The following is a 14,023-nucleotide window of genomic DNA, read 5'->3' on the forward strand; positions in this document are numbered from 1 at the left end:
GCCGATTAGTTTAACTGGAAGTGCAGGGGATATGTCCCATCTTGGAACGGCCCGAACATGTCGGGAATATCCGGGTGCTCCACCGGCTCGCCGGAATAGTCGGCAATCAGGTTCTGTTCGGACACATAGGCCACGTAGTAGCTCTGGTCGTTCTCGGCTAGCAGGTGGTAGAAGGGTTGATTCTTCAGTGGCCGGCTATCCTCGGGGATAGCCTGGTACCACTCCTCGGTATTGGCAAATTGTGGATCCACATCGAACACGACACCTCGGAACGGGTGTTTGCGATGACGGACCACTTGCCCCAAATGATATTTGGCGTGTGATTTCATCATTGTCATTTCAGCCCCTAATGCAATTAGTACCGTCAACCGCCGCCCGGTGTCCAACAATTGATCGATAATTAAGGGAAACAGTCTGTGAACCTTGCCGTAACAGTGCTTGAAATTGTCGCACCTGTTTTTCTGCTGGCAGCTATCGGGTTCGGCTGGGTGCGGATGGGATTCGAGTACAGGCTGCAATTCGTCACCCGGCTGGGAACCATGTTGGCCGTACCCTGCCTGATCTTTGTCGCGCTGATGAAGACCGAGATTCCGGGCGGCGATCTCAGCCGCTTCAGCCTCGCCTCGGCGCTGGCGATTCTGGCGCTGACCATGGTGTTCGGACTGATCGTGCGGGTCAGCGGGCTGGACCGGCGAACCTATCTGCCGCCGCTGTTGTTCGGAAACACCGGCAATCTGGGCCTGCCGCTGTGCATGTTCGCCTTCGGGGTCGAGGGGCTGAGCTATGCGGTGGTGTTCTTTTCGCTCAGCGCCCTGTGGTCGTTTTCTTATGGCATCCACGTGGTTGCTGGACAGGGGTCGCTGACCAAGGTCGTTCGCGAGCCGATGGTCTGGGCAACGCTGCTGGGGGCGCTGTTCCTTACCCAGGACTGGCAGACCCCGCGTTTTCTGACCAACGCGCTGGAACTGATCGGACAGATGGCGGTGCCGCTGATGCTGATTACGCTGGGTGTGGCGATTGCCCGCTTGTCGATCCGACGGATCGGACAGGCGGTGGGACTGTCGATACTGAAACTGGCGGTCTGTTTCCCGATCGGCTGGCTTGTCGCGCAAGGCTTTGGCCTAAGCGGCCCGGCACTTGGGGTACTGGTGGTTCAGATGTCGGTCCCCGCAGCGGTTTCGGCCTATCTGCTGGCCGAACGATTCGGCGCCGATGCCGAGGCGGTGGCCGGGATGGTGATGGTCTCGACCCTGCTGGCGGTCGGCGCCTTGCCTCTGGTTCTGGCCGCAGTTCTCTAGCGAATGTGATTCCATCATTTCGCAGAATGCGTTAAACTGCCCAAAAAAAGGCAAGAGGCAGATGAGCAGATCTCTTTGCGCGCTGGTTGCGGTGCTGTTGATGGTATCGTGCAGCGGTGGGTCGAAAAACCCGCCGCGCAATCTTGATGATGCTTGCAGTATTGCGGGCGAGCGCCCCGAATACATCAAGGCGTTCAAGCAGACGGAACGCAAATGGGGCGTGCCCGTGCATGTCCAGATGTCGACCATTTATTACGAAAGCCGTTATCGTTCCGACGCGCGTACGCCTCACCAGTTCGTGCTGGGCGTGATTCCGGTGGGTCGGCAAAGCAGCGCTTTCGGCTATAGTCAGGCGCTGGACGGAACCTGGGACCAGTATCGCAAGGAAACCGGGCGGCGCGGCGCCAAACGCGACCGGATCAAGGACGCCTCGGATTTCATCGGCTGGTACATGAACAAGACGCGCGAGAAAAACGGCATTTCGCTTGGCGATGCGCGCAACCAGTATTTGGCTTATCACGAGGGGCATGCAGGATATGCCCGTGGCAGCCATAACGGAAAGTCCTGGTTGCTGCGTACTGCCGATGATGTAGCGGCACGGGCAAACATGTATCAGCGGCAGCTTTCAAGCTGCCGCCGATATCGGAATTGACTCTGGATTCCGGGGGCCTGCTCAGCGGTTGACCGAGACGCCCGGTTGACCGTCGATGAACAGGTTCTGATTCAGGCTGTTACCCTTGGTCAGTTGCCCGAGGATCACCGTGGTGCGCGACCCGGCGCCATCATGGACCACCCATTTGCGCAATTCGACCGGATCATCGGTAAAGCTGAGGTCGATACGCCCGTAGTCGGGGTTCTCTGGGTCCTGCGCGGTGACCACGGTGGCGGTACCGTCAAAGGCATGCCCCACCACCATATTGGCCCGGTCCAGGTCCACCGTTCGCGCCAGAACGATCGACAAGGGCGTCCGGTTCAGCGGATACTGCTCGGGCGGCTGGTTCGATTTGGGATCGTGGATGATCACGGTGCCGCCCTTGGCCAGCACCACCGAGCGGTCGGGCGGGTCGTATTCGAACCGCATCCGGCCAGGCCGTTGCAGCCACAGTTTGCCGGTACTCAGCGAGCCGTCATCGTTGATCTGGGTGAACGTGGTCTGAACGGTTTTCAGACCGTTCAGATAGGTCGATATTTCAGCCAAAGGCAGCTTGTCCGCCGCCCAGGCCACAGGCGCGACCAGGGTCAGCGCAAGTGCGAGTGCAATCCGTTTCATGTCACCCCAGATAAGCATTCGCCCGGCACCGGAAAAGATCACCCCTGCTCCGGCACCAGGATTTCGCGTTTGCCGACGTGATTTGCCGAAGAAACAACGCCTTCGTCCTCCATCTGCTCGACCAGCCGGGCGGCCTTGTTATAGCCGATGGCGAGTTTCCGCTGAATGTAAGAGGTCGAACATTTGCGGTCCTTGATGACGATGGCCACCGCCTGATCATACAGCGCATCCTCGCCATCGGTGTTGCCGCCGGTGTTCAGCCCGAGCACCGCGTCGATATTATCTGCCTTGTCATCGTCCGGGCCTTCGACCACGCCACCGATATAATCGGGCGGGCCGAACTGTTTCAGGTGGTTGACGATCTCCTCGACCTCTTCGTCGCTGACAAAGGGGCCATGGCAGCGCGTGATCTTGGCCCCGCCCGCCATGTAAAGCATGTCGCCCTGGCCCAAGAGCTGTTCGGCGCCCATCTCGCCCAGGATGGTGCGGCTGTCGATCTTTGACGTCACCTGGAAGCTGATCCGCGTGGGGAAGTTGGCCTTGATGGTACCGGTGATCACATCGACCGAGGGGCGCTGGGTCGCCATGATCAGGTGAATACCCGAGGCGCGCGCCATTTGGGCCAGACGCTGGATACAGGCCTCGATCTCCTTGCCCGCGACCATCATCAGGTCGGCCATCTCGTCGACGATGACGACGATATAGGGCAGCGGGATGGGCTGGAATTCCTCGGTCTCGAACACGGGTTCGCCGGTCTCGTCGTCAAAGCCGGTCTGCACCGTGCGGCTGAACATCTCGCCCTTGGCCAGTGCCTCGCGGACGCGACCGTTGAAGCCCTCGATGTTGCGGACGCCCATCTTGGACATCTTGCGATAGCGGTCCTCCATCTCGCCCACCACCCATTTCAGGGCAACGACGGCCTTTTTCGGGTCGGTCACCACCGGAGAGAGCAGATGCGGAATGCCGTCATAAACCGAGAGTTCCAGCATCTTGGGATCGATCATGATCAGCCGGCATTCGGCGGGCGTCAGCTTGTAAAGCAGCGACAGGATCATGGTGTTGATCGCCACCGATTTACCCGAACCGGTGGTGCCCGCGATCAGCAGGTGGGGCATCTTGGCAAGGTTGGCCACCACCGAGTCACCACCAATATCCTTGCCCAGCGCCAGCGGCAGACTCATGTTGCTGTCGCCAAAATCACGACTGGCCAAGATTTCGCGCAACACTACCTTTTCACGATTCTCGTTTGGCAGTTCGATTCCGATTACCGAGCGACCCGGCACGGTCGAGACACGCGCCGACAGGGCCGACATCGAGCGCGCGATATCGTCGGCCAGACCGATGACGCGGCTGGCCTTGAGGCCCGGTGCCGGTTCCAGCTCGTACATGGTGACGACCGGACCGGGGCGAACCGAGACGATCTCACCCTTGACGCCATAGTCGTCCAGCACGTTCTCCAGCATGCGCGCATTTTCCTCGAGCGCCTCGTCGCTGAGATGGTGACGCTGGATGTTGGTGGGGTTGGAAAGCAGGTTCAGCGGCGGCAGTTCGAAGGCGACAGCGGGTTCTTCGAAGGCAAGCGCGGGCTGCGCCTCCGCTTGCGCGCGGCGCGAGGGCACAGGGTTGCGCCGCACCGGCTGCTCGACCACCGGCTTGCGCGGTTGAGCGGCCGGGATGTTGGACATCGGTTGCGGTTGTGGCGTCGGGACGGCCTGATACGGCGAGGCGTCGTCTGACGGCAGCGTGCCGGATTCGAACCGGTCTTCCGTCTTCCAGTCCTCATAATGCTCCTCAGTCGGCATCGGCTGGAAACCCGAAGCCTGGGTCATGTCCGGGAAGACCGAGGATACGGCGGTAACTGTCTCAGAAACCGCCGCGGCCTGCTGCGGCGCTCGCTGCGCGGCGGTCACCGGTGGTTCGGCGGGCAGATCGCCCCGGCGGCGAGTATCCAGCACCAACGGATCGGGACCGCGTCCGCGCCCCTTGGTCAGCGGGCGTTGCGGTTCGGGCGTTGGTGCAACTACGCCCGCCGCCTCTTTGCGACTGCGCACGACGGCGGCGATCTTTGAGGCGATATGATCGGCTCCCGGCATCTTGTCATAGCCCTGAACCGGTTCGGGTTCGACAAGTTCCAGCTGGGGCATGGGTTCGGGTCGACGGATCAGCGCCGGCATCCGTGCCAGCAGGCCGGATTTCGGTTGCGGTGCCGATCTGGGGAGATCGTCGTCCTCGAGCAGAGCCTCGGCATTGGCCGCCTCTTCGGCCATTCTGGCCTCTTCGGCGGCAAGCCTGGCCGCTTCGCGCCGCTCGGCGCGCAGCGCCTGTCGCGCCCGAGCCGCCGCAACCCCGGCCGATGCGCCACGGCCCAGCAGGGTCATCACCCCGCCATAGACCAGGATCGCGCCTACCATCGCATGGCGCAGACCGCGCCGGATCTCGGACGAGGTAAAGCCCAGTACAAAGGCCGCCATCGTCAGCATGATCACGGCCATGGCCAGCGAGGTCAGCTTGACCATCAGATGCGACCCCAGCGGAACCAGCGTCAGCAGCGCCCCCATCACGGTATCGCCAAACAGACCGCCCAGACCGAAGCTGTGGGTTGCGCGCCAGGCCTCGCCGGGAACAAGAGTGGCGGCATAGACCGACACGACCGCGATCCAGATCGGCATGAAGACCAGCCGGCCAATGGCTCGGTCCTCACCTGAATGCAGGGCAAAGCGCAGACCCCAGGCGATCAGCACCAACGGGATGCCCCAGGCGCCGCCACCGACGATCATGAACAGCGGCGCCGCGATCGACGCACCAATCCGCCCGGTCCAGTTCTGCACCGGTGCATCGGTCGACACCATCCAGTTGGGATCGTCGGGCGTATAGGTGCCCACCATCGCCGCTGCGAGCAGGCCCAGCACGATCAGCGCCAGTCCCAGCAATTCCTTCCCGCGCCGCTCGATCGCGGCCTGCATGTTGCTGTCCAGAAGTGGATCGCGACTGCGTGCGTGATATGATGCCATGCTACCCTCGAACCTCAGCGATAGATGCAGTCGCGAAGGGCGATCAGCCCGCGCTGCAAGTCTTGTTTTGGGGCCACCATCGCGACCCTGATATATGTCTCTCCAGGGTTCAGCCCCGGTTTTCCCTGTGCCAGATAGGCGCCGGGCAGCACCCGGACGCCGGTTTCGCGCCATGCCTTGAGCGATGCTGTCTCGCCATCATCGACGGGCAACCAGAGAAAGAAGCCAGCCTCGGGCGGCTGATAGCCCTGCACCCCGGCAAAGACCTGATCGGCCAGCGCGTATTTCTCCTGATAAAGCGCGCGATTTTCGGCGACATGCGCCTCGTCCGCCCAGACCCGCGCGGCGGCGGCCTGCAACGGACCGGGCAGCGGCGCTCCGGAATAGTTGCGCAACTGCTTGACATGTTTCAGCGTTTCCGGCCCACCCGCGATCAAGCCCGAGCGCAGGCCCGCCAGGTTCGAGCGTTTCGACAGAGAGTTGAACAGCACCACCCGCTCGGGATCGGCGCCCATCTCTTGGGCGACGGTCAGCGCGCCCGTGGGCGCTGTGTCACGGTAGATCTCGGAGTAACACTCGTCGGCGAAAATGCGGAAATCGTATTGTTCGGCCAGACCGATCAGTTCCATCCAATATGCACGGCTGGCGACTGCGCCCTGCGGGTTGGCGGGCGAACAGATATAGGCCACGGCGGTGCGGTTCAGAACCTCGGTGGGCAGGCTGGCGTAGTCGGGCAGATGTCCGGTGGCGGCGGTCGCGGGCACGAAATGCGGCTCGGCGCCCACTGAAATCGCGGCAACCATATAGACCTGATAGAACGGGTTCGGACACAGCACGATTGGTCGCTGTCCGTTCTTCTGCTCGGGGCAGAGCGCCATGGCGGCGTTATAGAGACCCTCGCGCGTGCCATTCAGCGCCATCACGTTTTTCTCGGGGTCGAGCGTCACGCCATAGCGACGCGCGATCCAGTCCGTGATCGCGCCGCGCAGTTCGGGTGAGCCCTCGTTCGGCGGATAACTTTGGAACAGATGGGCATTCTCGACGATCACTTCGGTAACCCAGGCCGGGAAATCGTGCTTGGGCTCTCCGATGGTCATATGCACGACTTCGCCGCCCGCCGGATGGTGGTCGAGCAACGCACGCAGGCGCGGGAATGCATAGGCCGGTAGGTTCGAAAACCGCTCGGGGAAGTTCATCTGGTCTGCCTCGTGTCGGGATCGTCAACGCCCCGTTTGCAAACCAAAGTACAGACGATCCCCGCGTGCGTCCAGACAAAGCGTTGCCTGCGCAGGGAATTGTGGCATTCAGGTCAGCGCCCGCTCTGCCGCCGCGCCCACGCGCAACAGCGCCTCTTCGCCGTCCGGGCGCCCCAGCATCATCAGACCGCAGGCCGGCATGCCCGTGGGCAGGCTCAGCCCGCTGAGGCCCATCAGGTTGCCGATGCGGGTATTGCGCAGCGCCAGCAGGTTTTCGGACACGTAATAGTCGTGGTCGCTGAGCAGCCGGTCACGGTCGGGCGGCAGGATTGGTGCGGTGGGCATCAGCACCGCATCGAACCCGGCAACCGCGCCATCCCAGGCCGCGCGGCAGGTTTCCAGCCGCGCCCAGGCGGCTACGTAATCGGGACCCGAGAAACCAGCACCGGCGCGGAACCGTTCCAGGATCTGGTCATACATGGCACTGGGATTGGCCTCGATCACGTCACGCCACAGGCCATAGGCCTCGGCGGTATAGAGAACACCCGACAGGGCCATCGCATCGACCAGTTCCGGCACATCAAGCGGCACGATCTCGGCCCCTGCGGCGGACAGGCGCGTCAGCGCGGACTCGAACCCCGCGCCCGGCGCCTCACGCAGATCATCCAGCGCCACGGTTTGCAACACGGCCAGACGGCACCCTTTGAGCGATACGCCCCGCAGGTCAGCGGCGCGTCCCCCCTCCAGCAGGGCCAGCGCCTCGGCCGCATCCTCGACCGAGCGGGCCAGCGGGCCGACCGTGTCGAACTTCAGGCAGAGCGGCACCACCCCTTCGAGGCTGAGCCGCCCCGACGTGGTCTTGAGCCCGACCAGATCGTGCCATGCCGAGGGGATGCGGACAGACCCACCGGTATCCGAGCCGATGCCACAGGCGGCAAGGCCGAACGAGACCGAGGCCGCCGCCCCCGAAGAGGACCCGCCCGGCACCCAGGCCGGATCATGCGGGTTGGGCGGGGTTGCGGTCACCGGGTTGAGGCCAAGACCGGAAAAGGCCAGCTCGCTCATATGGGTCTTGCCCAGGCAGACGGCGCCCGCAGCGGTGGCATTGCGCAGCACCAGAGCGTCCGCCTCGGGCACGCGTCCCGCGAGCAGGGCCGAGCCGGATTCGGTGGCCACGCCCGCGCTGTCGAACAGGTCCTTCCAGCTGAGCGGTACACCATCGAACAGCGACCGGCGCAGGCCCAGCCTGGCGCGTTCGGCGGCGGCGCGCGCCTCGGCCCGCGCACGGTCGGCGGTGACGCGGGCATAGATGCGGTCGCGGTCTGGATGGGCATCGATAGCGTTCAGATAGCATTCGGTCAGTTCGACAGGGTCGATCTTCCCCGCCGCGATGCCGCGCCCCAGATCGCTTGCCGTCATCGTCAGCCAATCGCTCATCTTACCCTCCCGCTTGCTTTTGCCGCGACGGTAGCGACAGGACCGCGCATGGACAATCCCGAACCGGCGCGCATATTGCGACTCATGGAACATAGAGCCGATATCGCAATCGTGGGTGGCGGGCTGAACGGTCCGGTGCTGGCCCTGGCGCTGGCCCAGAGCGGGCAAAGCGTCACCCTGGTGGATGCCCTGCCCGAGCCGCTGCGCACCGACGCCGCATTCGATGGCCGCGCCTATGCGCTGGCGCTGGCCTCGCAACGGCTGCTGGCCGCTGTGGGCGTCTGGGATCATGTAGCGGGTGCCGCCCAACCGATGCTGGAAATCAAGGTCAGCGACGGCCATGCCGGCGCAGGCCCCTCCCCCTTCTTCCTGCACTTCGACCATGCCGAGATCGAAGAAGGGCCAATGGGCTACATGGTCGAGGACCGCTATCTCCGGCGCGCGCTGCTGGCCGCGATGGAGGCGGCGCCGGGCATCACCCGGCTGAACGGCACCGCCGTTACCGCGCAACAAACCGATGCCACCGGCGTTACGCTGACCTTGGCGGATGGCTCGCAGTTGCGTGCCGGGTTGGTGGTGGGCTGTGACGGACGCAAGAGCGGCACCGCCGCGCGCGCGGGCATCAAGCGGACCGGCTGGGACTATGGCCAGACCGCGCTGGTCTGCGCCATTGCACACGAATTGCCCCATCATGGTATCGCGCATCAGTTCTTCATGCCGCCGGGGCCGCTGGCGATCCTGCCGCTGCCCGGCAATCGCAGCTCGATCGTCTGGAGCGAGCGGACCGAGGCCGCCGCCCGCATCAATGCCCTGCCCGAGGCGGAATATCTGGAAATCCTGCGCCCCCGGTTCGGCGATTTCCTGGGCGAGATCCGGCTGGAGGGTGCCCGCTTCACCTATCCGCTGAACCTGACCGTGGCCAATGCCTTTGTCGGCGAACGGTTGGCGCTGGTGGGAGATGCCGCGCATGGCATGCATCCTATTGCCGGTCAGGGGCTGAACGCGGGCCTGCGCGACGTGGGCGCGCTGGCCGAGGTTCTGATTTTGGCCACCCGCCGGGGCGAGGATATCGGCTCGGTATCCGTATTGGACCGTTATCAGCAATGGCGCCGGTTCGACACGGCGACGCTGGCACTGGCGACCGATGCCTTCAACCGGCTGTTTTCCAACGACAACCCGATCCTGCGGCTGGGTCGCGATGTCGGCATGGGCGTGATCGGCGCCTTCCCCGGATTGCGGCGCGGCTTCGTGCGCGAGGCGGCCGGGCTGACCGGTGACCTGCCGAAACTGATGCAGGGCCGCGCGATCTGAGTGCGGTCTTCCGGCCTGTCAGGCGTCCGCGCCTCAGGCGCTGCCTTCGCGCTGTGCCCGAAAGCGCTGCACCCAGTCCCGGCTTTCTGCGCCAGAGAGTTTGGCAACCGCCGGGGTCAGGCCTTGCGCCCGGTCCGGATCTTGCTCCAGATGCGCAAGAATGTCCGAGACCACCTCTATCGGCGTGTCCGCGAGGTCTTCGTAGTCGATGACGAGCGGCGTGATGCCCTGAGCAGCGAACCATTTGGTCCAGCCCGCTTCATAAGCTTCAAGCGCGCGCACTTGGGTGTCTATCGCGGCGAAATCGTAGACCGGGTCGCGATGGGGAGCGAGCCGTTCGATCTCGCGCCCGTCGGGCGCGATATGCCAGAGGCCCGATTGCTCGGCCCGTACCCGCGACACCGCTTGCGCCACCTTGTCCCGGCGGCGCAGATGCAGATAGCGGGTTGGTCCAAATGCCGCCTCGATCAAGGCCGTATCGCCGGGCGATCCGGGATAGAGATGGTCGAGCATGCCCAGCATGTCGCCCAGATTCTCGCGCATCAGGCGCAGCCCGAACACAGGCGTCCCGCCTCGCCCCTCGACCAGCGCCGCATCGAGATACGCACGGTCAAATCCGGCCGCGCCCGGGCGCAGCGTCTCGGGCAGGCCCCAATCCTGGGCCCAGAAATCAACGGATTGTGTGCGAAAGAAGGAATCAGGGGCCCCGGCCACGCCGGTGGCCGCCAGATAGCCGCAAAGGAGGGTGCTGCCGCTGCGCGGCGTCCCGCAAAGGATATAGGCCGCAGGCCGTTCAGTCATCCAGCGGGCGCGCCTCGTCCACCAGCATCACCGGGATCCCGTTACGGATCGGAAAGGCCAGCTTGGCCCCCTTCGAGATCAGTTCCTGCGCCTCGGCATCGTATTCCAGCGTGGCATGGGTGAGCGGGCAGACCAGCGCCTCGAGCATGCGGCGGTCAAAGGCTGCGGGGGTTTCACTCATTGCAGGGGGTCCTTGCCGCTGTTGCCGCAGAGGGCGAATTCGATCAGGGTGACCAACGTTTCGCGCCGGGTCTTGAGGCAGGGTGCTTCGAGCAGGGCCTGTTTGTCCTCGGGTGTGAAATCCAGCAGCATCGACAGCGAATTGACCAGCAGCTCATCATCGGCCTGGGTCAGGCTGTCCCAGTCGGTGCACATGTCGCGCGCCTCGAAGAACCGTTGCAGCAGTCGCAGGAAGGCATCGCGATCGAACCGGGGATCGGGCGCGCAAGCGGCGGCCAGATCGTGATCGAAGCTTTTCCAGCAGACGGTACAACGGCGATAGGGTGCAAACCCGTCGACCTCGGACTTTATCCGAAAGCGCGACACACCGGTCAGGGTGATCATGTAGCGTCCGTCCTCGGTCTCGGAGAACTGGGTGACCCGCCCGGCACAACCGATCTGATGCAGCTTGCCGCCATCCTGCCGGCAGGGATTGGGCTGTACCATACCGATCAGCCGCTGCGGCGTGCGCAGCGCATCATCCAGCATCTGAAGGTAACGCGGTTCGAACACATGCAGCGGTAGCCGAGACCGGGGCAGCAGCAGCGCTCCGGGCAGCGGAAAAACCGCCAACGTGTCGGGAAGGTCAGCGGATTGCATCATGCCTTCAACTGTAGCTCTATCGCGCGATTAGGCAAATATCATCGAGCTGAGTTTGCGACGGCCATTGAGCACGATCGGATCGTTGGGCTTGAGCGCATCGAAGATGGTGAAAAGCTGCGCCTTGGCGGCGCCCTCGTTCCACTCGCGGTCACGGCGGAACAGGTCGAGCAGTTCGGTAACCGCCTCTTCGGTCCGGCCAGCGGCATGCAAAGCCTGGGCCAGATCAAACCGGGCCTGATGGTTGTTCGGATCGGCCTCGACCGCGGCGGCAAGTTCGGCGACCGGACCGGCATTCGACGCCTGACGCGCCAGTTCCAGCTGGGCATGGGCGGCTTCCAGCTCGGGCTTGGTCGAGATCGCGGCGGGTGCACCGTTCAAAATGGCTTCGGCCTGGTCCAGATCGCCCAGCGCGATATGGGCACGCACCAGCCCGCCATAGGCGGCGGCATGGTCGGGCTCTTCGCCGAGGATCGCGGCAAAGGTTTCTGCCGCATCGGCAGCGGCGCCCTGCTCCAGCATCTCCTCGGCGGCGGCAACCGCCTCGTCGAGCTGGGCGCCGGGCGCCTCGCCACCGGCGGCGGCGACCACCCGGTCGATGAAGCCCTTGATTTCGGACGCGGGCAACGCCCCCTGGAACCCGTCGACCGGCTGGCCTTGGTAAAAGGCATAGACGGTCGGGATCGACTGGATCCGCATCTGGCCCGCGATCATCTGGTTTTCGTCGACATTGATCTTGACCATCTTCACTGCGCCCTTGGCGGCGGTCACGGCGGCCTCGAGCGCGGGGCCAAGCGTCTTGCACGGGCCGCACCACGGCGCCCAGAAATCGACGATCACCGGAACCGTCTGGCTGGCCTCGACCACGTCGGCCATGAAGGTGGCTTCGCTTGTGTCCTTGATCAGATCGCCTGCGGGGGTCGCACCCGCGCCATTCAGAAGTTCCATCGTCTCTTTTCTCCGGTTCGGATTTGGCCCCTATATGCGCCTGACATGCAGGGAAACCAAGGCCTCAGTTCTCTCCTGGGGCCGGATTCTATTCGATCAAAGGTCGAAACTGGCAAAGACCGGGGCGTGGTCGCTGGGTTTCTCCCACCCGCGCGCGTCGCGCAGGATGCGGCTGGAATGGCCCGCGTTCGAGATGTCGGGCGTGGCCCAGACATGGTCGAGCCTGCGACCCTTGTCGGCGGCATCCCAATCCTTGGCCCGGTAGGACCACCAGGAATACAAGAGCCCCTCGGGGATATCCTGACGGGTGATGTCGACCCATTTGCCCGCGTCCATCACCTGGCCCAGGTGGTCGACCTCGATCGGCGTGTGCGACACGATCTTGAGGAGCTGCTTGTGGCTCCAGACATCGTCCTCGCGCGGGGCGATGTTGAGATCACCCACCAGAATGGATTTCTCGGGACTGTTGGCGTGGAACCAGTCGCGCATCTCGGTCAGGTAGTCGAGCTTCTGGCCGAACTTCTCGTTCACCTCGCGGTCGGGCACATCGCCCCCGGCGGGGACATAGAAGTTGTGGATCGTCACCCCGTTTTCCAGCCGCGCCGCGACATGGCGGGCATGGCCGAGGGTGGCGAAGTCCTCGCGCGCGACTTCCTCGATCGGCAGGCGCGACAGGATGGCGACTCCGTTATAGCCCTTTTGACCATGCGCCACGACATGCCGGTATCCCAGCTCGGCAAAGCTTTCGACCGGCATCTTGTCGACCGGCGACTTGATCTCTTGCAGGCACAGGATGTCAGGCCCCTCTTCGGCCAAAAGCTTGCACACGATGGGTTCGCGCAGGCGGACCGAGTTGATGTTCCAGGTGGCAAGGGTAAAGGGCATGGCGCGTCTCGCTTTCGTCGGGTCCGGCGAAACCTATCGCCTTGTCCGTCGATGTCCATGGCCTGTACAAAAAAAGGGCCGGGCACTAGGCCCGGCCAGTCCAACAGGGAGGTGCATGTCATGACCCGGACATGCGCGGGTTGGGGTCAGGCTAAAGGTACCACAAAGATTCCACTTTGACCTGAATCAATATCACAAATTACGCCACGAGCCTGTATCCGCCGGATTCGGTGACCAGCAGGCGCGCGTTTGACGGGTCTGGCTCGATCTTCTGGCGCAGGCGATAGATATGGGTTTCCAGCGTGTGGGTGGTGACCCCGGCATTGTAACCCCAGACCTCGTGCAGCAGCACGTCGCGCGGCACCACGCCGTCGGTCGAGCGATAGAGATATTTGAGAATGTTGGTTTCCTTTTCGGTCAGGCGGATCTTGCGATCATCCTCGGTGATCAGCATCTTCATCGCCGGCTTGAACGTATAGGGCCCCAACTGGAACACAGCGTCCTCGGATTGTTCGTGCTGGCGCAGTTGCGAGCGGATGCGGGCCAGAAGAACCGGGAACTTGAACGGTTTGGTCACATAATCGTTGGCGCCGGCATCGAGACCCAGAATGGTGTCGGCGTCGCTGTCATGTCCTGTCAGCATGATGATCGGGCTTTTGACGCCCTGCTTGCGCATCAGGCGGCACAACTCACGCCCATCGGTATCGGGCAGGCCCACATCCAGAATCACCAGATCATAGATCGCCTCTTTGGTCCGCTCCGATGCCGCATGACCGGTCTCGGCCTCGAAGACATCGAAATCCTCGGTCATGACCAGCTGTTCGCTCAGCGCCTCGCGCAGGTCGTCGTCATCATCTACCAGCAGGATTTTTTTCAGCTGCGCCATACCCGCATCCTCCAGATTTCGTTTCCCAACAGGTGAGGGCGCGGCACGAATTCGGCAAGTTTTGCTGCATATCTCTCACGCGGTCGTGTTTTACTTGCGAGATTTATTTCACATTTCCGCCGACAGCGACTAGGTAAAAGCCGTGAACGTTATAGGATAAC

General features: G+C 63.4%; 14 protein-coding genes. 3 read left to right on the plus strand and 11 right to left on the minus strand.

Going from position 1 to position 14,023, the window contains the following annotated elements:
* Positions 1–5: 5 nt before the first annotated feature.
* Positions 6–332 (minus strand): heat shock protein HspQ, encoded by a 327-nt coding sequence (hspQ, locus tag MB818_RS07450; RefSeq protein ID WP_234138440.1) that lies wholly within the window; start codon positions 330–332, stop codon positions 6–8.
* 84 nt (positions 333–416) lie between these two features.
* On the opposite strand from hspQ, the gene MB818_RS07455 reads away from it, so the two are divergent.
* Together MB818_RS07455 and MB818_RS07460 are read left to right on the plus strand one after the other, a co-directional pair.
* Entirely contained in the window at positions 417–1,298 is an 882-nt protein-coding gene (locus MB818_RS07455) for an AEC family transporter (protein ID WP_238904640.1), read from the plus strand.
* A 61-nt stretch (positions 1,299–1,359) separates the two neighbouring features.
* The gene (locus tag MB818_RS07460; protein WP_234138436.1) at positions 1,360–1,950 is read left to right on the plus strand and encodes a transglycosylase SLT domain-containing protein; all 591 of its coding nucleotides are present in this window, start codon (positions 1,360–1,362) and stop codon (positions 1,948–1,950) included.
* A gap of 21 nt (positions 1,951–1,971) precedes the next feature.
* On the opposite strand, the gene MB818_RS07465 is transcribed toward MB818_RS07460, so the two are convergent.
* The 4 genes from MB818_RS07465 to MB818_RS07480 all read right to left on the minus strand — a co-directional run bounded on the left by MB818_RS07465 (position 1,972) and on the right by MB818_RS07480 (position 8,212).
* The gene (locus tag MB818_RS07465) at positions 1,972–2,568 is read right to left on the minus strand and encodes a LolA family protein (protein ID WP_234144407.1); all 597 of its coding nucleotides are present in this window, start codon (positions 2,566–2,568) and stop codon (positions 1,972–1,974) included.
* A gap of 38 nt (positions 2,569–2,606) precedes the next feature.
* Complete coding sequence (locus tag MB818_RS07470; protein ID WP_234138431.1) at positions 2,607–5,579, minus strand: DNA translocase FtsK; 2,973 nt, start codon at positions 5,577–5,579, stop codon at positions 2,607–2,609.
* 14 nt (positions 5,580–5,593) lie between these two features.
* Entirely contained in the window at positions 5,594–6,775 is a 1,182-nt protein-coding gene (locus tag MB818_RS07475) for an aminotransferase class I/II-fold pyridoxal phosphate-dependent enzyme (protein WP_238904642.1), read from the minus strand.
* Positions 6,776–6,883: 108 nt separating this feature from the next.
* Positions 6,884–8,212, minus strand: coding sequence for an amidase (locus MB818_RS07480; protein ID WP_238904644.1), 1,329 nt, complete (start codon positions 8,210–8,212; stop codon positions 6,884–6,886).
* A gap of 48 nt (positions 8,213–8,260) precedes the next feature.
* Here MB818_RS07480 and MB818_RS07485 point away from each other — a divergent pair, with 48 nt between their 5' ends.
* Positions 8,261–9,523 carry an FAD-dependent monooxygenase gene (locus tag MB818_RS07485; RefSeq protein WP_439653278.1) on the plus strand — a complete coding sequence of 421 codons (1,263 nt, stop codon included), beginning with the start codon at positions 8,261–8,263 and terminating at the stop codon, positions 9,521–9,523.
* A gap of 33 nt (positions 9,524–9,556) precedes the next feature.
* Here the strand turns inward: MB818_RS07485 and MB818_RS07490 are convergent, their stop codons facing one another.
* The 6 genes from MB818_RS07490 to MB818_RS07515 all read right to left on the minus strand — a co-directional run bounded on the left by MB818_RS07490 (position 9,557) and on the right by MB818_RS07515 (position 13,862).
* On the minus strand, positions 9,557–10,324 hold the full coding sequence (locus MB818_RS07490; RefSeq protein ID WP_238904648.1) for a Stf0 sulfotransferase family protein: 768 nt from the start codon (positions 10,322–10,324) through the stop codon (positions 9,557–9,559).
* Positions 10,317–10,505, minus strand: coding sequence for a Trm112 family protein (locus MB818_RS07495; RefSeq protein WP_234138416.1), 189 nt, complete (start codon positions 10,503–10,505; stop codon positions 10,317–10,319). Before MB818_RS07495 ends, MB818_RS07490 begins: the two co-directional genes overlap by 8 nt.
* Positions 10,502–11,146, minus strand: a complete 645-nt coding sequence (locus MB818_RS07500) for an LON peptidase substrate-binding domain-containing protein (RefSeq protein ID WP_234138413.1) — start codon at positions 11,144–11,146, stop codon at positions 10,502–10,504. Before MB818_RS07500 ends, MB818_RS07495 begins: the two co-directional genes overlap by 4 nt.
* 27 nt (positions 11,147–11,173) lie before the next feature.
* Positions 11,174–12,091, minus strand: coding sequence for a thioredoxin (gene trxA / locus MB818_RS07505; protein ID WP_238904650.1), 918 nt, complete (start codon positions 12,089–12,091; stop codon positions 11,174–11,176).
* A gap of 96 nt (positions 12,092–12,187) precedes the next feature.
* Complete coding sequence (locus tag MB818_RS07510; RefSeq protein WP_234163167.1) at positions 12,188–12,976, minus strand: exodeoxyribonuclease III; 789 nt, start codon at positions 12,974–12,976, stop codon at positions 12,188–12,190.
* A gap of 199 nt (positions 12,977–13,175) precedes the next feature.
* Complete coding sequence (locus MB818_RS07515) at positions 13,176–13,862, minus strand: response regulator transcription factor (protein ID WP_234138406.1); 687 nt, start codon at positions 13,860–13,862, stop codon at positions 13,176–13,178.
* Between the last annotated feature and the right edge of the window lie 161 nt (positions 13,863–14,023).

The organism is Ruegeria alba (assembly GCF_022321465.1).
Classification (GTDB): domain Bacteria; phylum Pseudomonadota; class Alphaproteobacteria; order Rhodobacterales; family Rhodobacteraceae; genus Ruegeria_B; species Ruegeria_B alba.